This window comes from Hyphomicrobium sp., assembly GCF_035572195.1.
GTDB lineage: Bacteria > Pseudomonadota > Alphaproteobacteria > Rhizobiales > Hyphomicrobiaceae > Hyphomicrobium_B.
Genome location: NZ_DATNBA010000130.1, coordinates 17,196 through 40,516 on the forward strand (window position 1 = coordinate 17,196; position 23,321 = coordinate 40,516).

General features: G+C 59.8%; 19 protein-coding genes and 1 tRNA gene. 10 read left to right on the forward strand and 10 right to left on the reverse strand.

The genetic code is table 11. The features are described 5' to 3' along the window. Positions 1 to 26 precede the first annotated feature (26 nt). Entirely contained in the window at positions 27 to 227 is a 201-nt protein-coding gene (locus tag VN623_RS10835; RefSeq protein WP_325570948.1) for a hypothetical protein, read from the forward strand. A 21-nt stretch (positions 228 to 248) separates the two neighbouring features. Here VN623_RS10835 and VN623_RS10840 read toward each other — a convergent pair whose 3' ends face one another. After that, positions 249 to 923 carry a Crp/Fnr family transcriptional regulator gene (locus VN623_RS10840; protein ID WP_325570950.1) on the reverse strand — a complete coding sequence of 225 codons (675 nt, stop codon included), beginning with the start codon at positions 921 to 923 and terminating at the stop codon, positions 249 to 251. 224 nt (positions 924 to 1,147) lie between these two features. On the opposite strand from VN623_RS10840, the gene VN623_RS10845 reads away from it, so the two are divergent. From VN623_RS10845 to VN623_RS10860, 4 genes are all read left to right on the forward strand, one after another. Continuing rightward, positions 1,148 to 1,516, forward strand: coding sequence for a hypothetical protein (locus VN623_RS10845; RefSeq protein WP_325570951.1), 369 nt, complete (start codon positions 1,148 to 1,150; stop codon positions 1,514 to 1,516). 615 nt (positions 1,517 to 2,131) lie between these two features. Further along, positions 2,132 to 2,326 carry a hypothetical protein gene (locus VN623_RS10850; protein WP_325570952.1) on the forward strand — a complete coding sequence of 65 codons (195 nt, stop codon included), beginning with the start codon at positions 2,132 to 2,134 and terminating at the stop codon, positions 2,324 to 2,326. Between the two features lie 247 nt (positions 2,327 to 2,573). Continuing rightward, entirely contained in the window at positions 2,574 to 3,119 is a 546-nt protein-coding gene (locus tag VN623_RS10855; protein WP_325570954.1) for a DMT family transporter, read from the forward strand. A 168-nt stretch (positions 3,120 to 3,287) separates the two neighbouring features. Next, positions 3,288 to 3,953 carry a hypothetical protein gene (locus VN623_RS10860; RefSeq protein WP_325570956.1) on the forward strand — a complete coding sequence of 222 codons (666 nt, stop codon included), beginning with the start codon at positions 3,288 to 3,290 and terminating at the stop codon, positions 3,951 to 3,953. Between the two features lie 295 nt (positions 3,954 to 4,248). Here VN623_RS10860 and VN623_RS10865 read toward each other — a convergent pair. After that, positions 4,249 to 4,325, reverse strand: a tRNA-Met gene (locus tag VN623_RS10865). A 342-nt stretch (positions 4,326 to 4,667) separates the two neighbouring features. Here VN623_RS10865 and pabB point away from each other — a divergent pair. Then, the gene (gene pabB, locus VN623_RS10870) at positions 4,668 to 6,566 is read left to right on the forward strand and encodes an aminodeoxychorismate synthase component I (protein ID WP_325570958.1); all 1,899 of its coding nucleotides are present in this window, start codon (positions 4,668 to 4,670) and stop codon (positions 6,564 to 6,566) included. Between the two features lie 332 nt (positions 6,567 to 6,898). Here the strand turns inward: pabB and VN623_RS10875 are convergent, their stop codons facing one another. Together VN623_RS10875 and VN623_RS10880 are read right to left on the reverse strand one after the other, a co-directional pair. Next, the gene (locus VN623_RS10875) at positions 6,899 to 7,114 is read right to left on the reverse strand and encodes a hypothetical protein (protein ID WP_325570960.1); all 216 of its coding nucleotides are present in this window, start codon (positions 7,112 to 7,114) and stop codon (positions 6,899 to 6,901) included. Between the two features lie 127 nt (positions 7,115 to 7,241). Further along, positions 7,242 to 9,053 carry a hypothetical protein gene (locus VN623_RS10880; protein WP_325570961.1) on the reverse strand — a complete coding sequence of 604 codons (1,812 nt, stop codon included), beginning with the start codon at positions 9,051 to 9,053 and terminating at the stop codon, positions 7,242 to 7,244. 570 nt (positions 9,054 to 9,623) lie between these two features. Here VN623_RS10880 and VN623_RS10885 point away from each other — a divergent pair. Then, the gene (locus VN623_RS10885; RefSeq protein ID WP_325570962.1) at positions 9,624 to 10,526 is read left to right on the forward strand and encodes an alpha/beta hydrolase; all 903 of its coding nucleotides are present in this window, start codon (positions 9,624 to 9,626) and stop codon (positions 10,524 to 10,526) included. On the opposite strand, the gene VN623_RS10890 is transcribed toward VN623_RS10885, so the two are convergent. After that, positions 10,495 to 11,169, reverse strand: coding sequence for a DUF2147 domain-containing protein (locus tag VN623_RS10890; RefSeq protein WP_325570964.1), 675 nt, complete (start codon positions 11,167 to 11,169; stop codon positions 10,495 to 10,497). The two genes, VN623_RS10885 and VN623_RS10890, sit on opposite strands and share 32 nt — an antisense overlap. Positions 11,170 to 11,464: 295 nt before the next feature. Between VN623_RS10890 and VN623_RS10895 the strand changes: the two genes are divergently transcribed. Genes VN623_RS10895 through VN623_RS10905 form a run of 3 tightly spaced genes read left to right on the forward strand, consistent with a single transcriptional unit; the run spans position 11,465 to position 14,443 of the window. Continuing rightward, the gene (locus tag VN623_RS10895; protein ID WP_325570966.1) at positions 11,465 to 12,595 is read left to right on the forward strand and encodes an ABC transporter permease; all 1,131 of its coding nucleotides are present in this window, start codon (positions 11,465 to 11,467) and stop codon (positions 12,593 to 12,595) included. Continuing rightward, positions 12,592 to 13,344 (forward strand): ABC transporter ATP-binding protein, encoded by a 753-nt coding sequence (locus tag VN623_RS10900; protein ID WP_325570968.1) that lies wholly within the window; start codon positions 12,592 to 12,594, stop codon positions 13,342 to 13,344. The genes VN623_RS10895 and VN623_RS10900 overlap by 4 nt, the downstream gene beginning before the upstream one ends. Further along, positions 13,337 to 14,443, forward strand: coding sequence for an HlyD family secretion protein (locus VN623_RS10905; RefSeq protein ID WP_325570970.1), 1,107 nt, complete (start codon positions 13,337 to 13,339; stop codon positions 14,441 to 14,443). The genes VN623_RS10900 and VN623_RS10905 overlap by 8 nt, the downstream gene beginning before the upstream one ends. Before the next feature lie 111 nt (positions 14,444 to 14,554). Here VN623_RS10905 and VN623_RS10910 read toward each other — a convergent pair whose 3' ends face one another. The 5 genes from VN623_RS10910 to VN623_RS10930 form a co-directional block, all read right to left on the reverse strand. Next, complete coding sequence (locus tag VN623_RS10910) at positions 14,555 to 15,769, reverse strand: tellurite resistance TerB family protein (RefSeq protein WP_325570972.1); 1,215 nt, start codon at positions 15,767 to 15,769, stop codon at positions 14,555 to 14,557. 87 nt (positions 15,770 to 15,856) lie between these two features. Next, positions 15,857 to 19,000, reverse strand: a complete 3,144-nt coding sequence (locus VN623_RS10915; protein ID WP_325570974.1) for an efflux RND transporter permease subunit — start codon at positions 18,998 to 19,000, stop codon at positions 15,857 to 15,859. Then, positions 19,000 to 20,229 (reverse strand): efflux RND transporter periplasmic adaptor subunit, encoded by a 1,230-nt coding sequence (locus tag VN623_RS10920; protein WP_325570976.1) that lies wholly within the window; start codon positions 20,227 to 20,229, stop codon positions 19,000 to 19,002. Before VN623_RS10920 ends, VN623_RS10915 begins: the two co-directional genes overlap by 1 nt. After that, positions 20,226 to 20,867: a TetR/AcrR family transcriptional regulator gene (locus tag VN623_RS10925; RefSeq protein ID WP_325570978.1), complete on the reverse strand. Its 642-nt coding sequence runs from the start codon at positions 20,865 to 20,867 to the stop codon at positions 20,226 to 20,228. Before VN623_RS10925 ends, VN623_RS10920 begins: the two co-directional genes overlap by 4 nt. 305 nt (positions 20,868 to 21,172) lie before the next feature. Continuing rightward, positions 21,173 to 23,224, reverse strand: a complete 2,052-nt coding sequence (locus VN623_RS10930; RefSeq protein ID WP_325570979.1) for a VWA domain-containing protein — start codon at positions 23,222 to 23,224, stop codon at positions 21,173 to 21,175. Positions 23,225 to 23,321: the final 97 nt, after the last annotated feature.

Here is a 23,321-nt window from a genome sequence, read left to right on the forward strand (position 1 = left end):
GATCGAGTTCTGAAAAAGGAGCTTTTATGCCCAACGCCGCAGATCTGATTGAGATCGACAAACGCATTGCCATCGTCAGGGACAACCTCAGGGAACTCGTGGAGGAGGCTGCAGCCTTCACCGGCGCTGCCGACGAAGATCGCACCTCCGGTCGGATTGCCGACCAGGAAGCTCAGCTTGCTAGCCTCCTGAAGCAACGCGAAGCGTTGGCCAAGAGAGAGCCGTAGTCGGCTCATCACTATGGCCAGCTAAGCGGTGGCGGCCAATTTCTCTAGTCCGGGGACATCAAGAATGCGCAACCCCAAATCCGACACGTCCACGAAACCGCTGCGCTGAAGGCTGAGCAGCACGGTCGTGAGCGTATCGACGCTGATCTGGAGCTGGTCGGCCACGAAGCCCGATGAAAAGTCATCAGCAATGATCGTTGCCTCGCGGCCTTCGGAAATCTCTATGCTGGAGATTGCCAGCAGATAATTCGCTACTCTTTCAAGCGGCGGCAGCAGATCACCTTCCAGCGATCTGTTCCGGAAATAATCGAATTCGCGTTCGCCGGCATCAGCGAGCTTGAAAAACAATTTATTGTCGTTTTGCAGCGCGCGATCGAGGTCTGCATCGGTAATGACGCTGACGTTACTCTCAACCATGGCCTTTGCCGTACTCACATGCGTCGGCGAGTGACCTAGCCCAATGATGTCGCCGGCAAATGCAAACTCGATAATCTCGTGCTCGCCATCGGCCGGTCGCATATAGTGGCAAATCGCACCGCTTTCGACGCGATAAAGTCGACGCTGTTCGCCAGGTTCGAAAAGTATAGCACCCGTTGCCAGGTGCCGAGGATATTGGACTGAAAAATTTGAAACGCTATCAGCCGCTTTAAATCCGAGACCGTGGCTGGTAGCTTGGTGGGAATTGGCGCTTTGCATGGCTTATACTCTGAACTGTGCTATGCGGCCTGCCGCCATTGTGCGCCCCAATCGAGACACAATTCCATAGATTTCCGCAGCGGCGACGATGAGTTGACGATAAAACTACTGTGACGGATGGAATGTTCCCAGCGGTGATTACGGGGATTGTTAATTTTTTGTTTACCCGAAGCACCTCGAAATCAGCGCCATAGCTGTCTCTTTGACAGGGGGGCCTGAATTCCGTGACTTTTCTTCGACTTTCGGCAGTCGCCATCGTGTTCGCAGCAGCGGTGTTTAGCTTCTCGCAAGACGGCACGGCCCAGAGCTACAACACCGTGTCGATCACGATCGAGCCCGACTGGACCGGCGGCGGGTACATGGGACTTGGCGGCGGCTTGGTGAAGTCCTTCGTGAAGCGTGCCGAGGACAAGCACGTCGCCGACGACGACAAGCCTGACACCTCTCGGCATCGGCTGCGCCGTGCCCGTGCAACTCACGCAAGTCGTGCGCCCGCAATGAGTAACGTGACGCCTATCGCAATTGTTGCGCGGACGCTCGACCACACCGGCTACAATATCAGCGGCGTCGGTTGGCAGGCGGAAGCACGCTAACGTCATTCGCAATGCCCGATTTTGCGATCCCAAACAGGCCTTCTTCGCCGCGCTCGCTACGATTTGATCTGTAGCTTTTGCTCAGCCGCAAAAAATGAATTCGAGGGAACGAACCCTCCAAAACGCTGGTTTACCCAACAGCGCCCGATGAGAGGTGCTGACCTACTACCCTGTAGCGGGCGTCGGTTCCATATCGTCAGATTGGGATTGGCGCCCGTCCCTTTTCCCCTTCCGGCGAAGAAAAGAATTCGGATGCCTGAAACGAAAAGAGAGCGGCACTTTTGGCCGCTCTCTTTCGAGCTTATCGCTCCGACAGAACCATATGGGGACGGCGCGGTTCTGCCACCGCCGATACCACCTCGGGGGAGAGGTGATCCCGTAAATCCGGGAACAACAACTACGCGGCACGACTGCTGGTGTCGGCATAGTCCAAGCAATCTGATTTGGGCCCCGGAATGCAAGTCGCTCGCCGCCACGACGCGGCGTTCTCGTGGGTCGATGTGACACCATGGCATCAATTCTCGACAGCAGCCTGTGCGGCGCCGGCGAGAATCCTTGAAATTGCCGCGCTGATTGTACCTGTGATCGGAACGAACAAACCGCAGGAATCCCGCCATGATCATGGAAACCGCCCCGGACCCGGCAACGCTTGTGCTGGTCATGAAACTCCGCGAGGCGTTGAAATACGCGGACACCGAGCTTCAGCGACGGTGCGTGATTTCGACTAAAATCAGTGAAGCGCTCGCCGGAGCCGATGCATATCTGGCGCAGGCCCTTGTGGTACTACCGGCGAAAAGCGCCTCCCCATAATCCCCCGATTGCGGGGAGGCGCACAGGCAGCCAAGCTGCAGCATGCAGCCGTGCCGCCTGTTATCCGAAATATTGCGAAGTGCCGTCCCTACAGCATGGTTCGATTACGGCCAATGCGCGGCGCGGCATGAGATTATGAATGTCACCGACGAAGCGAGTCCCCGTTTGAAACGACGTGAGCCGAAGCGCTCGTCGTGAAGAAGAGCTTAGAACTGCAACGCCCTAATCGCCCTTTGGAACATCGTAGATGAACCTCAAGAGCCTTCCGGAACCGGCAATGAGCGAGAGGAAAGTCAGCTTGATGACAAACGTCCTATTCATCCTGATCGCCTTTGCGGCCGGGGTCGCATTATCTGTGCAGGCGGCTGTCAATGGGCAATTGGCCGTCGCGATGGGAGACAATACATTTGCCGCCGCGTTCTATTCATTCCTGACCGGAACGATCGTGCTGACCGTAATCGCCGTAGCGCACGGCAATTTAATAAGCGCTCTATCGGTTATCCCCGATCAACCCTGGGTGTATCTCATCGGAGGATTGTTAGGGGCAGCCGCAATTTCCGGCACGATTCTGCTCGCGCCTCGGATCGGATTGGCGAACCTGCTCGCTTTGGTGATCGCCGGACAATTGCTGACGTCCCTGGTGATCGACAATTTCGGGATATTGGGAGTTGTCACGCGATCAATCTCTCCGATCAAGGCCACGGGTGCATTGGTAATGATCTCCGGTGTGCTCCTGACCCTTTTTGGTGACCGGATTTTGGCGATTTTGAGCGCGGGCCAGGGCCATTCCTGAAGTCGGCTGCGCCGCTGGCGCTTCCGGTGCCGACCTTTGGATCGGCCAGATATCTCCTCACTTCTGGCCAGGCTCGTCGCTTAGTGCAACGGCAGTTGTTGACGCAACGGTCACGTTCCTGCCGCCGTTATCGGCTGAAATCCCTTGGGGAGCGAAGGGGAGCAAGCCATGGAACCGAAGGCTTTTGTAATTCTATTCACCGCCGCATTGGCGATTGTGCTGCCAAGTGAAACAAAATACGAAGCGGCCATTGCTGCCGCGCCTGCCGGTCCCGATCAAACGGTGCCGCTTCCGGAGTTTGTGTCGTTGACGAACCGGAGTGAATTTTTACTGGCTTCGCAGGGCACCGCTTTCGTATCGCCGGACTCGCGCCAAGCCGCCGAGGCGTTGAGCAGCAAGTTCACCGGGAATTCCGAAACTGTTCGTGTGGCTGTTACGACGGACCCGATAGCGACTGCTGCGCTGAACCCACAAAACGATCCCAAGTCGCATGTCCAGCTTGTCGCCTTCGCCGATACCGGAGCGCTGATCGCGCCTGACCCCAAAGGATGGCAGGAGCACCCGAAGCAGGCGAAACTGAAACCAACAGTTCGAAAGCGTACGGCGGTGGCGAAACCAGCGGCGAAGGTCAGGGCTAGAAGTAAGCAGCCAAGTAAGAGCGCACGCTCAAAACTGGCAGCGCAAGGTAACGCGCACCAGCGTCAGAACCGGCATGGTTTGCCAATGGCACGCAAGAAACTATCGGTGGGTTCAAATGATGCCGACCGCAGAACCGATCCCGGCCAACGTGTCGGCTTTCTTGGCCTGTTCGCCAACCCGATGCCTTGGGAATGAGCAGCGGCAACCTGACGACCAAAGGTCCTAAGTCAGCCCACGCTATTGCGTTCGCGCTTGGCCGCCTTAGCCGCGCGTTTCGCGGCGTTCTTCACCTTGCGTTGTTTGCTGGTGATGCGTTTCCGGCGCAGGTCCGACATCGTGGGCATAAAAATATCCTCCGTTTGCTCGCACTATAGAACTAATCGTCCGAGCTTCGAATCGAGCCAAAGCAATTTGCAGGACTATTCCGCTTAGCCGCAGAGCACCAACTCGCGCGTCACGTTCAAAATAAGCGGTGTCTTGGGCTTTTAGTTGGTTGCGGGGGCTGGATTTGAACCAACGACCTTCAGGTTATGAGCCTGACGAGCTACCGGGCTGCTCCACCCCGCGTCACCAAGAATGTGTCCGGCCAATTTCTGGCAAGACGTCGTCCGGATAAACAAGGCCGCTCGTCTCCGAGCGGCCCGTGCAGCGCCGTATAGCACAAAAAACCGGGGTGGGAAGCACGCACTTGAGATTTTCCTCCGTCGCACGCAAACGAGCGTCGTCTGAGGCGGTGCATCACGCCACGCAGCGCGTCGATGCGCAACCCGATCGGAATTGTTCCGGTTGCATTTGTCGCGCCCGGACAAGCGGCGCCACCCTGCATAGAAAGGATGCGGCTCCTAGGGCGATGAACGTGCGGCGACTGGGACCGGTGGAAATCGTCGTCGTGCCACGATAGAAGCAGGCATGAATTCTCGAACATCCGAACCCGTCGCCTCCGCCACACCCGATCCCGCCCCGAGCGAGACGACCGCTCACAAATCACCAGCCCTTGCAGAAGGCTTCGTCCTACTCGACGACAGTACGAGTCTCGAAGCCGTGTCGCAGCTTTTCGAGCATCCGGTTGAAATCATCCGCGCTGACGAGCCGGCAGATGTCGAGCGCGCGCTTGCTGCACTGGCGTCCGGGTTGTCGCGCGGCCTCCACGCCGCCGGCTTCTTCGCTTATGAGCTTGGCTATCTCCTGGAGCCGAAACTTGCGCCCCTGCTGCCCGCCAATCGCAAAGTCCCGCTCCTCTGGTTTGGGCTCTACACGGGTCCGCGCGAACTGACCGGTGCCGAAGTCCAAGGCTGGTTGACCGAAGAGGCGATCGGCAATCCCGCACTCGGCGAGCTTGGACATAGCTGGGATAGCGTCTCCTACCTGAAGAGGTTCGAAAAAGTTGCGAGCAACATCAGAAGCGGCGACATCTACCAGCTCAATCTGACGTTCAAGGCGAAGTTCAAACTCAACGGCTCGCCGCTCGCTCTCTATCGCGACGTGCGCCTTAAGCAGCGCGTGGCGTACGGCGGTCTCGTCGATACGGGCGATGCGACGATCCTTTCCGCGTCGCCTGAACTTTTCATCGAGCAGCGTGGCAGAGCTATTGAGACCCGGCCGATGAAGGGTACGGCGCCTCGGGCCGGCACGCTCGAAGCCGACGCTGAAGCGAGCCACGCGCTTTCGACCGACGTCAAGAACCGCGCCGAAAATCTGATGATCGTTGACCTGATGCGCAACGATCTTGGCCGCATCGCAGATCCCGGATCGGTAAACGTCACCGATCTCTTTACGATCGAGACGTTCAAGACTTTGCATCAGATGACTTCCGGCGTTCGCGCCCGGCTGAAGGACGGTATTGGCGTCGTCGATATCCTGAAGGCGATCTTTCCTCCGGGCTCCGTGACAGGCGCGCCGAAAATCCGGGCGATGGAGCTTATCCGCGAACTCGAGACCGAACCGCGCGGCGTCTACTGCGGCGCCATCGGCCGCTTTTCGCCGAATGGATCGGCGTTGTTCAATGTCGCAATTAGAACGGCCGTTATCGATCGCAATGGGGCCGGAGAAATGGGCATCGGCTCCGGCATCGTGTACGATTCCGACGGCGTCAAAGAGTACGCCGAATGTCTTCTGAAAATGAAATTTCTGACCGACCCCGTGCGGCGTTTCGAATTGATCGAAACGATGCTGTATGAGCCTGACGCCGGTATTTGGCTACGAGGCTACCATCTCGCGCGCCTGGCGGCGTCGGCGACATATTTCGGCTTTGCATTCGACGCCGTGAAAGTGCGTGACGCCATCGACGCGGCGATTGCGGCAAGACCGGCTGAACGGTTGCGGGTGCGTCTGCTGCTCGACGAAGACGGCGGCGTTTCCGTCACTGCAACGGCGCAGCCCGCGCCCTCCGCCGATGCGATGATGCGGTACGTCATATCCGACACCCGCCTCAACAGCGCTGATCTTTTCCTCTACCACAAGACGACGCGCCGCGAACTTTATGACCGCGAATGGCAGCACTATTCAAATACGCTCGGCGCCGATGAAGTCATCTATCTGAACGAGACGGGCGAGCTTTGCGAGGGCAGCCGGACGACGATATTCGTCGAGCGCGGCGGTAAGCTCGTGACGCCGCGGCTTTCCGCCGGCGTTCTTCCCGGTACGCTCAGGGCCGCGCTGCTCGATCAAGCGCGCGTCGAAGAGGGCCGGTTGACGGTCGATGATTTGAATAGGTCGGACGCAATTTTTCTCGGCAACTCAGTGCGAGGCCTCGTGCGAGCCGAGCCGCTTGTTCCCCGGCTGGCGATCGACGACGGGCACCAGGACTGACCGATCCAAGACCGGTAAATTGGTAACGGGGCTAAATGTCTTGATGGTCACCGACGCCTTGTCGTGCGCTGTGATCGCGATTGCGAACAGGGCCGCGAGCGTCAACACGACCGCCGTTATAATGGCTTTCGAAGAATGGCGGGCCCGGCGCGCAAATGTCTGTGGCAGTTCGTTCGGCATACCGTGATCGATACTGAGCGGCATGCCGTTGCTCCATTCCGCGGGATGCCGCGCGACACGAGCGCACATCGTCAACGAATCTTGATTAAGATCAAGCGCGCATTTTGCATGCGTTGTCCGTGTCGCGCCGCGGCAAAGATATCTCGCCGGCGCTACAAGCCCGGCACCATGCATCCAAGCATCAGAACGGCGTAGGACGCCAGCAGCGCCCAGAGTTCGTTGCCCTTCAGTCCCGGTATCTCGGCGCCGAAGTATTCCGACATCAAGACGATCACGGCAAGAATAACCGAAAGCATGAAAGTGATGATGCTCGGCGCCTTTAATCCCATGTCGCGTACTCCCTCCTCGCTTCTGAATCGAACGCGCATGTTCGCCCCCTTTGGCCTACGGTTCATCGCTCATTTCGCGAATCCTTATAGCAGGCATCGAGCATGCCTAGACACACGGCCAGTGTTTGGGTGTGGACAGTTGCAGCTTGGTGTCAGCAGGCCGCAGCTAGGCCCCTGGAACGGGCGCCGGGGGCCTGGTTCTCGGCCGGAACAGACGACTGATCCAGGCTAGAAAAATCAATATCGTGAGGCCCGTAAGCGCTACGCTCCACGGGTGCTTATCCCAGAGTAGCAGCGGCGCCACGCGACCCTGCCCGACCAGCTTTGCATCCTCAATGAACTCCCGCGGCGAGAGCCTGCTCGCCGGTTCGAGCATCATGTCGGCTGCCGCGGCCTGATCGTTGCTGGCGATGATCCGTTCGCGGACGCTTCCGGTTGCCAAAATCTGCATTTTGGCCGGGTCCGCAGCCACGGCTTTGAGAACCTTGTCACGTGGTCCCGGCTGCAAACCTCTCAAATAGCCCGCCAGAGCCTTGAGTTCGTCTCCGGACAGGGCTTTCAGCAGCGCGTTGAGGTCGTCCGAAGTGAGGTTGAACAACGTGTCGCGCGCTTCCGGCGGCAAGCTCGCGATCCTGACGATGGCCGTGCGATTGTTGAGCGCCAATATCCTGTCGAGGGACGCGCGGGTCAGGTCGCCGGGTGCGACGCGCCGATGCAACTCGTAGTTCACGACGCTGTCGAGGCGGTCTCCGGCGAGCGCCATCCAATCAAGGGCGGTAGCGACAGATTTCGTGTCTCTCGCGATCTCGAGGCCGTTCGTCGGCATTGAGTGTACGGCCGTGTTAAGCGACCCGTCCTGAAGGCGCTTGAGAATAGACCCTTGGCCTTCCGAGGCGACGAGGAGCGACACGACCTCATCGAGGCGCGGCAGCGCTTCCGGTTTGACCCCATCCAGAAATTTGCGGAACTCACCATTCTGCTCGGCAATCTGGAGCACCAGGGCGTGAGCCCGCCTGAACGTTTGCCAGACCTCGATGACGTGATCCGCAGCCGCCGACGCGATGTCTTTGACGTGATCGTTCATTTGCTCTGCGAGCATGCTGGCCAGTTCCTCGCGCACCTTTTCCTTGGTCGCCGGTGATTTCATCTCGGTCGCGATGATCGGTAGAACGCCATTGCGGAACTCCCAGATATCTTTGGCGATCAGCACTAGGCCGACGCCGCCGGCGACGACCGAGACGAGGCGCGACAGGACGCTGCCGACGATGCGTTGCCCCACCCGCGTCGCAAGATTTGCGAGCTGGCGGCGTACGATCAGGATTGTCGCGCCGGCGAGGCCCCCAGTGGTTTCCTTCAGAACCGAGCCGGCCGAAACGTCGATCGAGCCCCGCTTCGGATCAATCGCGACATCCTTACCGGCATCGCCGGCGAGTGCGTTTGCGATGGCGACGCCATAGCGTGGACCGATGAATGCTTTCAGGCAGTCGAGCAGCGGCCCGGTGGCGTCCGAGCTCGCAAGTTCGATGGTTTTGCCGACGTCCCTGGCGACGCCGGTGGCAAGGCTTTCAATGGCGGCTTTAACCGCATCCGAGCGGTAGACGCGCTCGGCCACCGCGGTTGCGAGCTCCTGCGACTTCTCCGCATTGGCCAGAGACTTGAGCCGATCCGACCAACTCGTCTCGTTCGTGACCTCCTGGACCGCGATGTCGACCTGCGTGTCGATGATCTGGTCGAGGTTATTCTCTCGCCACTGATCAGCGACAAGCGCCTTGTAATCGATAGTCTTGGTGCCATTTGTGATCGCGTCGGTGGCGATCGTGACGACCGCGGCTCTGAGACCGGCATCGTCTCGCGCCTGGCAGGCTTCGTAATCGGCGCGGCTGATAGCTTCCGCCGCGGACGCCGGCAGCGCCACTTGGCTCGTTACGATGGCAATGACGACGAGCAGTGAAATGGCCAAACGCACCGAAGCGATCACTTGAATCCAGTCCTTGGCCGTCGCCGGTCGAGCGGCTGCGTGGCGCTTTCATCTGCGGCAAGTATAATCAGCTGATTGCGCGCGAACAGTGTCTAGCGCGGCGTGCGGTCACGCCATTACCGGCTTTTCATCGCTTGGCCGTGCTGCGGCGCAAAAGCGGCGAACACCTAGCGGTATGCCGGCGCATAACTTGTGGGCAACCCCAAGGACCGCGGGTGGTCTTCACGTAAAAACCCAACCCCGAGATGCTTATCTATTACGAAGCCATAACTGGCTACGGTGTTCAACTTTTTTCGCTGCAATGCAGCAGAACGAAGTCCCTGAATTCTAAAGCGGGCCGCTCGGTTGCACTGCGGCATAGGGTCCAATTTTTACCAATCTGCCGGCACTCAAGTTCAAAAGGTCTGGTCATATCAGCGGCTTCGTAATACCTTCACAAACTAAATCTTAAGTGCGGGAAATTCACAATACCCATGGATCTATGGCGACGCGACAAAGTTGCGTTGGCATCCGTTGCGATCGCGTCGTAAGAGCGGTCGCGTGGTGTAACAGCGAGTGCATCGTTAGATAATGAAAAATACTTCGAAATTTAAGGCGCCGCGCGGCAGTCTCTTTGTTCCCGGCGGCCCATCTGGCGTGTTGCTGATTCACTCGCTCGGGGGCTCTCCTCTTGAATTGAAAGCGGTCGCGCATGCGCTTTCGCGCAAAGGCTTGACCGTTTATTGCCCCGTGGTTCCGGGCATGACCTTCGGAACCGACGTTTCGGGTCTTTCGACATGGCAGGATTGGTACAAATCGATCGCAGCCGCCTTCGATGACCTGAGGGGCATGTGCGAAACGGTCGTTATCGGTGGGTCCTCGGCAGGATCAATACTGGCGCTCCGGCTTGCCGCCTATCGGCAGGATCAGGCAGCGGGCCTCCTGCTTTACGCACCGACCCTTGCGGTCAATGGCTGGGCCATTCCGAAGATGTTGAAACTTTTCCACTGTGTCACCGACAAGTGGACGGCGCGTCTCTTCAAATTCCGCACACCGGCTCCCTACGGCATCAAAGATGAACGTGTTCGCAACTTCGCACTTGAGGCGATGCGTGGCGGCGACTTGATGCCGGCGGATGTTACCGCGCGCGGCGGCGGCACGGTCTACGAGTTCTTCTCACTCGTGAGAAATGTGCGCCCAATGCTATCGATGGTGAAGCTGCACACGCTGATCTTTCATCCGCGCCATGACGACCAAAGCGACATCAAGAATACGATGGCTCTGCAGCGCAAGCTCGGCGGAATGGTCGAGGTGTCGGTTCTCGACGACAGCTACCACTTGGTGACGCTCGATCGCCAGCGCGGCTACGTTGTTGAGCGGACCTTGGAGTTCGTCGACCGGCTGTTGGCCCGCCAGGCCGACAAGGTTGCGGAGGGCGTAGTGGTCGGAAAATCTACTTCGACTAGTTCGAAGCAACAGGGGGCCGCGGAGTAGAGGCACTTACGGGATTGGTTGGCTTGCGCGCCGGTTTCACGTTCGAGGCGCCAAGCTTGGCCGCAGCAGGAGCGGACTTCTTCTTTTTCCCGGCTGCACTAGCGGTCGTCTTGTTACCCTGGGGCGCCACTTTGTCGGGTGCCGACGCAGCGTCGGGGGCACAGGACGGCAGGTCTTCCGGAGCCCTAGTCCAGATAAGCGATTTGCCGAGGAATCTCATTCCCGCGTAGCCCGTGACTTTCAAAGTGTTGGCATTCAAAAGATCGAGAGCCGCGCTATATGATTTACCGACCTTCGGGTCATAAACCCAGCCGTTGTCGAATCCACCTTCCGACATCTGCTGGAGATCGCCGAGAACAGGAAGACCGCAAATCGGCCGGCGCCGCATCGAAGGTTCGGGATTATTCTTATCGGTCAGCGCTTCGCCTTTGACATTCACCGGCTCCTTGAGCCACACGATTTTGCCGCAGAGCGTGTCGCCGCAAATGTCGATTTTGACAGCGCCTCTGCCGGTATCGTCGTACCAGATGCCGACTTCGGGTGGCGTTGCGCCCGCTGGTGCGACGGAGATCGCGAAGCCTGCCACGATAGCCGCGGCGCGAAGCGCCGGACCTGAATACTTCGCAATGTTGATGTGCTGCATGACAATAAACCGCAGATGAGGGATTAACTTTTATTCTGCTACGTCTCGAAAACGGCGAAACATTGGAGCTTAATTGCTAATCGGTGTTTAGGGCTTGCATGCGACTGCATTGTGCTTAATTCCGCCTTCATTGGTTGGCGCGGGCATTGCTTCAGGTTTCGAGGTAGCACCTGCTAATCAACAACACTATACGACCCTGCAGACGGCATGCCCAACTGATAAGATATAGACGCTGTCGCACCAGGCGCAGAGCGAATGCCCCGTCCATAACATTTCGAAAGATCCGACAGGCACCATGATTTTCACCCTCGCGCTCCGCAACTTACTGCATGATCGTGTTCGCCTGGCGGTTACGCTGATCGGCATTCTTTTCTCGATCGTTCTCGTCGCTGTGCAGCTCGGGCTCTATCTCGGGTCGAGCCGAATGATCACGGCTAACATCGCGCACTCTGACGCCGATCTCTTCATTACGGCTTATGGAGCGAAGAGTTTCGAAGATGGTGGAATACTGTTAAGCGACCGCGAGCGCCATCAGGCTTTGGCAGCCGCTGGCGTGCAAAGCGTGGTGCCCCTCGTCGTGGCGTTCGCCGAATGGCGTAAACCATCGGGCGGCTCGTCTCGCGTCGTTGTCGTCGGCTCCGACAGCGAAGACAAGGGCCTCGTTCCGTGGTCTCTCAGCGAGGGAACGCTCGAGGATATCAAGGCTCCGGACGCCATCGCGGTCGATCGCAGCTATCTAGGTGAATTGGGCGTCAACGGTATCGGCGACACGGCGCAAGTCGCATCGGGCAGAGTGAAGATCCGTGCGCTTACCGAAGGCATTCGCTCGTTCACCCAGTCACCCTATGCATACACGACCCTCAACCGCGCTCGTCAGTTATTGGGTGTTGACGACGACAAAACGACCTTCCTGCTTGTGAAACTCGCCCCGGGCGCCGACATAGCTAAGGTGAAGGCTGATTTAAGCCAGCGGCTAGAAAGCGCTGACGTTCTGACGAAGGACGAGTTCGAGAGCCGCAGCCTGAAGCAGTGGCTGTTCCGGACCGGTGCGGGCTTGGCCCTGATTGGTGGCGCCATTCTCGGCAGCCTCGTCGGAACCGTCATCGTCGCCCAGACGCTGTATTCGAGCACAAAAGACCATATTCACGAATTCGCGACCTTACGTGCCCTCGGCTCGTCAAAAGGTTACATTCATAAGGTCATCCTGGCTCAGGCCGGGTTGAGTGCCGTCATGGGTTACCTGTTGGGAATGATGATTGCACTTCTCATTCTCTACGCCAGTCGCAATTCGTCATTGCCGTTGGTAATGACGCCGGGATTGGCATTCTGGCTCTTCGCGTTGACGCTGTTCATGTGCGCAATCTCGGCGCTGTCGGCCATCGTCAAGGTCACTAAAATCGATCCGGCTACGGTGTTTGCGCGATGACCACATCTCCCGTCCTTCGGGGCGACAATATCGTCAAGGAACTCGGCTCTGGTGCCGGTTTGGTGATGGCGCTCAAGGGCGTGTCGCTTGAACTTGTCCCCGGCGAGCTGACGCTGCTGATGGGCCCGTCGGGCTCCGGCAAGACGACGCTGCTGTCGATCCTCGGCTGTATCATGAAGCCGACATCCGGCACGATCCATATGGCCGGCATGTCCGTCGAAGGTCTTTCCGCCGAAGAGCTTGCGAAAGTGCGCCGCGACCACATCGGCTTCATCTTCCAGTCCTACAACCTGTTTCCAACGCTGAGCGCTCTCGAAAACGTGCGCATCGCTCTCGACGTCCGGGGCATCAAGGGCTTCGCCGCGACGAGCCGCTCGGAAGAGGTTCTACGCGAAGTTGGCCTCGGCCACCGCCTGACCAACTATCCCCGCAATCTGTCGGGTGGTGAACAGCAGCGCGTCGCGGTCGCCCGCGCCATTGCGAGCTCGCCGTCGATCGTCCTTGCGGACGAGCCGACCGCCGCTCTCGATGGTGAGAATGGCCACGCCGTCATGGCGCTTCTCGCAAGAATTGCCAAGGAACAGAATCGCAGCGTGCTTGCCGTTACGCACGACCCGCGAACCTTGGGCTATGCCGACCGCGTCGTGCGGATCGAAGACGGCAAGATCGTCGGCGAGGAACGCCGGCCGGAAGGCATCAATGCCCCCGAAATTACCGATTTGACCAAGAGGCGAAAGCTGCATGCTTAAGAAGATTGATCCCGCCATCTCGACCATATTGGTCGGGGGTGCGTTGGCGCTTGCTATGGGATTCGGCGTCAACCTGCTGTCGAAGGGTGGCTCGCTCAACACCCTGACCGGTGCCGCCCACGCTGAGACGCCGCCGCCCATCGCCGCCCAGTGGGCAGCCTCGGCAACCGGACGCGTCGAGCCGAAGAACGGCGAGATCCGGCTAGCCAGCGAGGTCCCCGGCAAGATCGTCGAAGTCCTTGCCGATACCAACGATCAGGTCAAAGCCGGCGATCCTCTGCTGCGGATCGACGATAGAGACTATTATGTCAAAATCGCCGCTGCCGCCGCTGAAGCGGGCGTGCGCGAGCGCGAACGCTCTGAAGAGCAAGTAACGGGGCTTGCCGTCGACCGGCGCAACGCCGAAGACGCTGTCTTCAAGGCCAACGAAGATCTGTTTGCCGCGCACGAAGCTTTCGATGCCGCGTACCGTGCCATGAAGACGGGATCAGGCAACGCCGACGCAGTGGAAGCTGCGCGCAAGACCCTTGCGACTCGGCGGGAGGCCGCCGCCAGCGCGACGAAGAAGCTGGCAGAGGTCGATGCCAAACCCGACATGCCTTTGCCGATGCGGCTCGAGTCGTCGCTGGCGCTGGCGCGAGCCGATCTGAGATCGGCAGAACTGGCCCTTGAGCGGACCCGCGTGCGTGCTCCGGCCGATGGTACCGTTCTTAATGTGCTGGCAAAGGTCGGCGAGACGGCCGTTCCGTCGCCTGACAGCGCCGTTGTGGTGTTCGGCGATCTGTCGAGCCTCCAGCTTCGCGCCGAAGTCGAAGAGCGCGACGCTGCCAAGGTTCATGTCGGCCAGCGGGTGGTCGTGAAAGCCGACGCCTTCCCGGATAAGACGTTCGAAGGTTCTGTGACGTCCATCTCGCAGTCGCTTGGTGCGCCACGCATCGCGACGCGTGGCCCGCGCAGGCCGAACGACGTCGAAGTCGTCGAAGTGATGGTTGCTCTCGACGGACATCCGCCGCTGTTCACTGGCATGCGGGTCGATACATTCTTCAAGCTTGGCGATCAGGCGTCGACCGCTTCTGCCGGCTCTGAGAAGACAAACTAGGCCGCGAAGCTTTTTCGTCGGCCACGTTGAAATACCGAAGGGCGCCCGGATTATTCAGGCGCCCTTTTTGTTTGCGCTCCTCAAACGAAACGCCGGCACGCGAACGCGACGTCAGGCGGCGGCACTCGCGGCGGTCGCATCGATGTGTGCCGCGAGCTTCGGATCGATATTAAGTGCCTGAGCGAGGGAAGTCAGAAATTGCTTTTCGGCAGGCGAATCGACCGTAACGGCAATGCGCGCGGCCGTATAAACTTGCACGGCTTCCTGCGGCGACGTGATGGAACGAGCTAAGTCTTGAACCGAGGGTGGGTTGTTCAATTCGTTCGCAAGAAACGCCTCGGCCTCGCTATCGACTCCCGCCTGCTTCAGGCCGCCGATAATATTATCGTGCTCCGCGGCATCGATGCGGCCGTCGGCAGCCGCTGCGGCGATCATCGCCTGGATGTAGTGGGCGGCAGCATCGTTCGTAACCGCCGCTGGTTCGAAGCCTGAACCGGCTGGAGCCGCTTCGGGCGATGTCGCTCCGGTGATCAAGGGTCTGCCGGCCTGATAATTTTGTACGGCCTTGTAGGCGAGGCCACCAATCATGGCCAGCGCGCCGATCCGCACCGCATTTGCCGCTAGCGAGCGGCCGGCACGTGTGCCGAGCACCAAGCCGCCGAGGCCACCGGCAGCCGTACCAGCCGCGAATGGGCTGTTTTGCACGATGGCTTTGAGCTTCGCCAAGAGTTCGTCGGTGTCGGCATTCCCAGTCACGCGACCCAACGCATCGCTGGCGCCCGTCGCCTCTCCGATGCGCGTCGCACCTTCTTTCACGCCTTGAGTTGCTTGCGTGAATATCTTGCCCAGTACGTCGGTGATGCTGCCGCCGTCCGTCACCGACCCGCCGGCCTGCCCGAGCTTGTCTTTGATCTGTGCGAGGATGTCGCCGAGATCGGGACCGGCGTCCTGGCCCGGACCGGCGCTGGTCCCGGGTGCCCCCTGACGCGGCGCCGAAGACGGAAACGACGTCTGCGAAGGTTGGCCGAGCTTGCGGGCGAGTTCCCCAAAGATGTCGCCAAGACCCTTGCCTGGATCTCCGCTGCCGCCGCTTGGCGGGGTTCCGGATGGCGACTGGCCTTGAGGCTGACTGAGGGTTTTGCCGATCTCGCTCAGGATGTCGCCGAGGCTGCCACTACCGCCGCCTTGCGCGCCGCCTCGACCGGCGCCGTTGTCTTTCAGAATTTCGTTGAGAATGTCTGCAAAGCCACCGCCCGATTGTTGCGGTGACTGCGAGGGCGCTGCCCCACGCACAATACTTTCAAGTATGGATTTTGCGTCGAACATGGCGAAGTCCTCTTGTTACGACAGCTGCCGAAACGTAGTCACGGCACATGTCATCCACAATCGCCCGGTCGATATTTGCTTTCTTTTTTATTCCGCGGCGAGCGGCAGAGGGCGACGCTTGGCGGAATTTGGGTGTTTACCAAATTGAGAGGCGATAGGCAGCGCTTCCTCCGGTTCGTCTCTTGGTCCGACGAAGCGGCCAAAAATACGCTGCATCAGGTATCCGACGTCATCCATGACCGTGAAGAACGACGGTACAAAGACCAGCGACAACAGGGTTGAAACGAGAAGGCCGCCGATCACCGCGATTGCCATCGGAGCTCGAAATTCGCCGCCGTCCCCGAGCGCAAATGCGCTGGGAAGCATGCCGGCAGCCATTGCAAGCGTCGTCATGATGATCGGCCGTGCCCGCTTGCGGCCAGCATCGATGATCGCCTCGCGGCGTTCGACGCCCCGGGCAATTTCCTCGATCGCGAAATCGACGAGCATGATCGCGTTCTTGGTCACGATGCCCATCAGCATCAACAGGCCGATATAAACAGGCATGCTGATCGGATTGTCGGTGACAAGCAGGCTCAGTGCGACGCCGCCAAACGACAGCGGCAACGACAAGAGAATTGTAACGGGCTGAAACACGCTGCCGAACAGCAGGATTAGCAGCCCGAGTACGATTAGGACACCGGTCCCCATCGCCCCGATAAAGCCGTTTGCCACTTCGTCCTGGATTTCCGCGTCACCTGAGGGCTGCAGCGAAACGGACGGCGGCAGCTTCTGCGCCTCTATAACCTTGAGGAAGCGTTCGCGCGCCACGCTGAGCGGCACGCCACGATCGAGATCGACGCCCACCACGGCGCGTCGCTCACGGTCGAAGCGGGTGATCGAGGCCGGGCCGCGGCCGAATTCGACTGAGGCAACCGCCGTGAGCGGGATGGATTTGCCTGCCGCGTTAGTGACGCGCAGTTGCTCGATCTGCTTCATCTCGGTTCGCGTCTTCTCATCGAGCTGCACGCGGATCGGAATCTGGCGGTCGCCGACGGTAAATTTTGCGAGGTTGAAATCGGCGTCACCGATGGTCGCAACTCGAATGGTCTCGGAGATCTGATCCGGCGCAACGCCAAGCCGCGCGGCTTCATCGAGGTGCGGCACGACGCGGATCTCGGGCCGTTCGGTCGAACCCGCCGCGGCAACGTTGCGGAAGCCCGGAACCTGACGCAAGGCGTCCTCGACCTTGCCGATTGCGGCGTTCAAGTCTTCGCCGCTGCGCGACAGCATGGAGAATGACAGCTCGCGTTCGCCACGCTCGTTCACGTACCAGGCGCGGCTGTCCGGAATGTCGGAAAGCTTCGCAGCTATGATGGTTTTCAGCTGCTTCTGCGTCAGCTTTCTGTCCGTCTTCGGCACGAGCTTGACGAAGAGCGCGGCGCGCCGGACCTCGAGCTGTCCGGTGGGGCTCGTGCCGCCAAGCACGAAGACCTGCGAGACTTCGGGTATGGCCCGCAACGACTTCACCATTTGGTCCGTCTTGCTCAGGGTATCGTCAAGCTGTGTGCCGGGCGGCAGCTCGACCGAGACGACGACGCGCGACGTATCCTCATCGGGAAGAAAGCCGGTCGGCAGCAGCGTCGTCGCGTAGATGGCAGCCGAGAACAGCGCGACGCCGCTGATGAGCGTTGCATAACGCCAGCGCAGGGTCGCCGCCAGAAAGCGCGTATAGAAGCGCATCAGCGCCCCATCGACATGCGCTTTTTCCGGAATGGGCCGCATCAGGTAAGCCGCCATCATCGGTGTGATGAGGCGAGCGACGAGCAGCGAAAAGAGCACCGCGACGGCAACGGTCATGCCGAACTGCTTGAAGTACTGTCCTGCGATGCCGCCCATGAACGAAACCGGCGCAAAGATCGCAACGATCGTCAGGGTGATGGCGATGACGGCTAAGCCGATCTCGTCGGCGGCCTCGAGAGCGGCACGATATGGCGATTTGCCCATGTGCATATGGCGCACGATATTCTCAATCTCGACGATCGCATCGTCGACGAGAATGCCAGTCGCGAGCGTAATGCCGAGCAGGCTGACGAGGTTCAGGGAAAATCCGAAAGCGCTCATCGCCCAGAAGGTCGGGATGGCAGCCAGCGGTAACGCTATGGCCGAGATCAGTGTCGCGCGCATGTTGCGCAGGAACAAAAGCACGACCAGCACGGCGAGCGCCGCGCCTTCGATCAGTGCTTCCATGGCAGCAACGTAGTTGCCGCGCGTATAGGCGACGGCATCGTCGATCTTCGTCAGCTTTACATCCGGGTACTTGGTCTCGAGCTCCTTGAGGGTCTTGTCCACCGCATCGGCAACCGAAAGCTCGCTCGTTCCTTTCATGCGGAAAATCGAGAACGACACGACAGGCTGGCCGTTGAGCCGGCCGAACGACCGCTGTTCGCTCGCGTCATCGACGACGCGACCGAGATTCTTGAGGCGCACCTCGCGGCCGCCGCCGAGAATGATTTTGGCGTCTGCCAGCGCACTGACCTGCCGGGCTCCCGCCAGCATGCGGATCGCCTGCTCCTGGCCGCCGACCTCGCCGCGGCCGGAGCCGAGATCGACATTGGTCGCGCGGACTTGGCTGTTCACTTGCGCGGCCGTGATGCCGTAAGCCAAAAGCTTTTCGGGATCGAGATTGACGCGTATCTCGCGATCGACGCCGCCATAGCGTTCGACACGCCCGACGCCCTTCGTCGCCTGCAGACGTCGCTTGATGACATCATCGACGTGCCACGAGAGCTGTTCGAGCGTCATGCCTGGCGATGTGGCCGCATAGGTCAGGATCGCCTGGCCTTCGACGTCGATGCGCTGGATAACCGGCTCATCGATCGTGCGCGGCAAATCTCCGCGTTTCGTCGCGATCGCATCCTTGACGTCATTCAGGGCCCGGTCGAGATCGGTTTCAAGCCGGAATTCCAACACCGTCGTCGACGTGCCGTCCGTCAGCGTCGAGGTAATGTGCTTCACGCCGGAGATATTTGCGACGGCGTCCTCGACGACCTTCGTGACTTGCGTTTCGAGTTCGGCCGGTGCCGCGCCCGATTGCGTGATCATGACCGATACGATCGGAATATCGATGTTCGGAAACCGTGTGACGGGAAGCTGTTTGAAGCTCAAGAGGCCGAGCAGCATCAGCACCGCGAACAAAACGATCGCGGGGACGGGACGGCGGATCGACCATGCCGAGACGTTGATGCGCATTATTTCGCCTCGCTCAGCGCCGCTTCCGGCACGACCGGGCGAACGACATCGCCGTCGCGCAGGAACGTGCCGGCGCGCGTCACGACGACATCGCCTTCTTTAAGACCGTCCTTCACTTCGATGAAGTCTCCGGCGGTGAGCCCGACCGGAACGATGCGTTGCTCGATCTTGTTGCCGTTGACGACGACCTGGACGGAAATCGCGTCCTGCTCGAACGTGACCGCTGATGAGGGCACGGCGAGGCCACGGCTGCGCGCCGTCTCAATGCGCCCTTCCGCGAACGAACCGATGCGCAGTACCGGGTTGGCACCAAGAAAGATTTTGACGCGGCCCAATCGCGTCGTCTTGTCAACTTCCGGCGACACCAGCCGCACTCTGCCGTTGAAATCACCGTATCCCGGAACCGTAACGACAGCCTTCTGATCGACCTTGACGTTTTTCAATTCGGTTTCGACGATCTCGGCGTCGAGTTCGATTTCACCGTCCTCGATGATCCGGAACATCGGCTCGCCGATGGCCGACGCCATCGCACCGATCCGCGCCGTCCGGCGGCTGATAATGCCATCCTTGGGTGCGGTCACATCGGTATTGCTTCGACGCCACATGATTTCGCGACGCTGCGCTGTCACCTGCGCCTTGTCGGCCTCGGCAGCCGTCAATCCGTCACGCGCCGCGACCAACTGTGCAGCGGTCGTGCCCGCAGCGCTTTCGCGCTGATCATAGGTAGCGCCCGAGAGATAGCCCGACTTCTTCAGCGGCTCGGCGCGCACGAGCTGAGCCTGGGCTTCTTTCGCCTGGGCTTCGGCTTGCACGATTTGGCTTTTAGCTTGCGCGATCGCCGCGTTCGAGTGCGCAAGATTGGCTTCGTTTTGAGCGAGCTGCGCGTCGATCTGTTCGGAGACGAGACGGGCCAGAACCTGGCCTTTCTTGACGTGATCGCCCTCGTCCGCGAGCAATTCGCGCACTCGCAGGCCCTCGATTTCGGGCGAAACAAGAATTTCCTCGCGCGGCACGAGCGAGCCTGACACCGCGGCAGTCTGGACGAAATCTTCCGTCGTGACTTTCGAAACCGTTATTGTCGGCGCCGCGATGGGCTTGGCCGCCTCCAGCCGCTGCGCCTGGATGGCGGCCGTATGTTTCTTCTCGATGAAAATGTAGCCGGCGCCCGCCGCGACACCGGCGACCATCAAGCCCATCATGAGGCTTTTGATGATTTTCCTGACGTTCATCGGCGCGCCTCTTTGGCAGGTGTCGCTTTGCCGTCGGAGGCACGTTCCGTCGGATTGAGCAGAGTGCCGATCAAATCGATTAGTACCGGCAAGACGGCGCGCATTTCTGCGTTAGGCTCGATGGCGCGCCGCCAAAACATGCCGTCGCCGAGCACGTTGAAGACTTTTGCGAGCGTCGGAATGTCGACACGGGGCGCGATGCGGCCCTCATCCTTGAGACGCCGAAAGAGCGCCTCGAAACTGTCGCTGCAGTACTTGTCGACACTCATGAAGATATCGGCGATGCGCGGATTGCGCGTCGATTCAACCCCCATCTCGACGACGAACCGCTGTTTGTCGGGAGATTCATCGACGAAGTAGTGCTCGCCAATGGCGGCCAGCGCGTCGAGAAAATTTGGAGCCGAAGCGAGATGAGCGAACCGCTCGGCGAACTCAGCGCGATCGCGCTCGCAGAGACCGGCGATCAACGCTTCCTTGCTGTCGAAATAGACGTAGAGCGCCCCGGGACTGACACCCGCCTCGCGGCAGATCGTGTGTATCGTCGTCGCGTGGAAGCCCCCGCGTGCGAAGCAGGTAAGCGCCGCGTCGAGTATGTGCTCGCGCCGGGCGCGCTGCGTGTCTGGTTTCAATTTCGGCATTTGGAGCGGCGATCTGAAATGAATTGGTCATGAAAACCGAACGAGCGTTCTGTTTGTCCGAAGATTGCGGTGAGGTCAAGGCGAACAGTTGTTCGTTTTGCAAAATCCGTCTGTTCCCCAGGGAACAGTTGCAAGACGGACGCAAATCAGGCGCGACAAACCGTAAATGTTTGTTTTTATGAGAAAATTCCCGCCGTTATCGGGAACGCCGGATAAATTAAAACCGTGGTCGATGGCGGCGGCAAAACACAAAAGAGGAGCAGTTGGTCCCGCAACCAACCGCTCCTCTCCCATCCGCTCGGCCCTCAGGGCCGCGCAGATTTCGCAAGCCTCACGAGGTTTATGAATTCGGCGCGATAGCCATAAGGGTCATCGCCGCGAGCACTCTGTGCGAGGGCAATGACGTCGTCATAGGTGTAGCCATTAACGTAAGGCGCTCCTCTCACGATATCGCCAAATGCCGCAACGGCGACTGAAAAGCGAACGTCCTGCGGAACGTCGGTGATCGTAGGTTTTGACAGTTCATCAGTGATCGGCAGCGAGATAAGTTGCGATGTCGTTTCGTTCGGCTTTTTGTAACGCAGCTTCAGGTATCCGAGTTCCGCGGTATCTGAACGGCCGCCGGAAGATGTGGCCGCAGCCGGGCTCGGCGACGCGGCGGCAGTTTCCGCCGTCGCCTTCGCGTATCGCAAATCATCGACGAGACGCGGCGCCCCTACAGGCGTCACTTCGTAGATCGCCGTCACGGCGTGCCCCGATCCGATGTCTCCCGCATCGACTTGATCGTTGTTGAAATCCTCTCGCTTCAGCGCCCGCGTTTCGTAGCCAACGAGACGGTATTCCGCGACCCGCGCCGGGTTCCATTCGATCTGAGCTTTGACGTCCTTGGCGATCGTGAAGAGCGACGACGAGGCTTCATCGACCAGAACTTTGCGCGCTTCATTCAATGTATCGACATAAGCCGCCGTGCCGTTGCCGTTCTGCGCCAGCGACTGCATCAACGCGTCGTTGTGGTTGCCTTGGCCGACGCCGAGGACCGACAGGAACACACCGCTGTTGCGCTTGCGTTCGATGTAGCTCGTCAGCTGATCGCGATCGGTAATGCCGACATTGAAGTCGCCATCGGTCGCAAGAATGATGCGGTTGACGGCACTCTTGTCGAAGCCGGCTTCGGCGAGACGGTAGGCGTCTGCGATGCCGCCTGCGCCGTTCGTAGAGCCACCCGCTTCGAGTTTGTCGATGGCAGCGAAGATCTTCTGCTTATCCGAAATCTTCGTCGGCTCCAGCGCGATGCCGGACCCCGACGCGTAGGTCACGATGCCGACGGTGTCGTCCGGCTGCAGCTGATCGACCAGAAGCCTGAGAGCATTCTTGACGAGCGGCAGACGATCCTCAGGCCCCATCGAGCCCGAGACGTCCATAAGGAACACGAGATTGGCGCGCGGACGCTCGGCGCGTTTCAGATCGTAGCCCTTGATCGCGATATGCACGAGCTTGTCCGTCGGCTTCCACGGCGACGGCATTACCGTCACAGTCGGTTTGAACGGCGGATCGGCCGATTCCGGTGCTGGATAGGAATACGGGAAGTAGTTGATCAATTCCTCGACCCGCACGGCCTCCTTCGGTGGCAAGTGCCCGGAATTAAGCGCCCGCCGCATGAACGAATAAGATGCGGTGTCGACGTCGATCGAGAACGTGGAAACCGGTTCGGTAGCGGCCTGCTTGACTGGGTTCACGTCGGGCGCGTTGAAGACGTCACGCTCCTCATCGCTTGGGCGCGCCTTTGACGCCTCAGGCGGCTCAACCGACGCCAAGGAATTTGGCATCCCGAGATTGGACTGGCCAAATTTGAGCTGGCGAGCTGGGAGATTTGAAAGTTCGTCTCTCGCCGCCTTTCCGGCATCGAAGCCGGCGATGCCGTTCGGCAAACCTGCCGGCGCCGGAGACGGTGCCGCTAAGTGCGAAGGAGGTGGCGGCGGGGGAACCGCTGCAGGCTTGGCCAATAAACCGTCTAGCGCCAGGTTCGCGGCGCTGGACGCGGAGCCCAGTTTATCGCCTCGTCCATCGAGACTTTGGACGGACGGTTGGGCCTCGGTCTTCTCCTGGAAATCGGCGTTGTCCGGAAAAGGCTTGCTGTCGAGCTTGGCTGCCGGCGTCAGCCGCTCCTGCTTTTTTTCCTCCGACGGCTGCTTGCCCAACTGCGCCGGCACTGCCGCGACGGCGGTTGGCTTCGGCGCCGGCCAATCGGGAGATCGCGTTCGCTCGTCTTGGTACGTCTTTAAGGCAATTGGCGCGGCGATGACCAGCACGGCGAGCGACGCTGCAACGGCCATGTTTTGATGTGATGCAAGACCCATGAAAAAACTCCGCGTTTGGCTTGTCGTCCGCATGGGACGATCAGAACCGGCGCTTCCTTGGGTTGCATTTTCAAATTGCACATTGGCATCTGACACG

Bases quoted from the DNA above. Each gene is read 5' to 3' on its own strand.
- VN623_RS10835 (WP_325570948.1), top strand. From the start codon at position 27: ATGCCCAACGCCGCAGATCTGATTGAGATCGACAAACGCATTGCCATC.
- VN623_RS10840 (WP_325570950.1), bottom strand. From the start codon at position 923: ATGCAAAGCGCCAATTCCCACCAAGCTACCAGCCACGGTCTCGGATTT.
- VN623_RS10850 (WP_325570952.1), top strand. From the start codon at position 2,132: ATGATCATGGAAACCGCCCCGGACCCGGCAACGCTTGTGCTGGTCATG.
- VN623_RS10855 (WP_325570954.1), top strand. From the start codon at position 2,574: ATGAACCTCAAGAGCCTTCCGGAACCGGCAATGAGCGAGAGGAAAGTC.
- VN623_RS10860 (WP_325570956.1), top strand. From the start codon at position 3,288: ATGGAACCGAAGGCTTTTGTAATTCTATTCACCGCCGCATTGGCGATT.
- pabB (WP_325570958.1), top strand. From the start codon at position 4,668: ATGAATTCTCGAACATCCGAACCCGTCGCCTCCGCCACACCCGATCCC.
- VN623_RS10875 (WP_325570960.1), bottom strand. From the start codon at position 7,114: ATGCGCGTTCGATTCAGAAGCGAGGAGGGAGTACGCGACATGGGATTA.
- VN623_RS10885 (WP_325570962.1), top strand. From the start codon at position 9,624: ATGAAAAATACTTCGAAATTTAAGGCGCCGCGCGGCAGTCTCTTTGTT.
- VN623_RS10890 (WP_325570964.1), bottom strand. From the start codon at position 11,169: ATGCAGCACATCAACATTGCGAAGTATTCAGGTCCGGCGCTTCGCGCC.
- VN623_RS10895 (WP_325570966.1), top strand. From the start codon at position 11,465: ATGATTTTCACCCTCGCGCTCCGCAACTTACTGCATGATCGTGTTCGC.
- VN623_RS10900 (WP_325570968.1), top strand. From the start codon at position 12,592: ATGACCACATCTCCCGTCCTTCGGGGCGACAATATCGTCAAGGAACTC.
- VN623_RS10905 (WP_325570970.1), top strand. From the start codon at position 13,337: ATGCTTAAGAAGATTGATCCCGCCATCTCGACCATATTGGTCGGGGGT.
- VN623_RS10910 (WP_325570972.1), bottom strand. From the start codon at position 15,769: ATGTTCGACGCAAAATCCATACTTGAAAGTATTGTGCGTGGGGCAGCG.
- VN623_RS10915 (WP_325570974.1), bottom strand. From the start codon at position 19,000: ATGCGCATCAACGTCTCGGCATGGTCGATCCGCCGTCCCGTCCCCGCG.
- VN623_RS10920 (WP_325570976.1), bottom strand. From the start codon at position 20,229: ATGAACGTCAGGAAAATCATCAAAAGCCTCATGATGGGCTTGATGGTC.
- VN623_RS10925 (WP_325570978.1), bottom strand. From the start codon at position 20,867: ATGCCGAAATTGAAACCAGACACGCAGCGCGCCCGGCGCGAGCACATA.
- VN623_RS10930 (WP_325570979.1), bottom strand. From the start codon at position 23,224: ATGGGTCTTGCATCACATCAAAACATGGCCGTTGCAGCGTCGCTCGCC.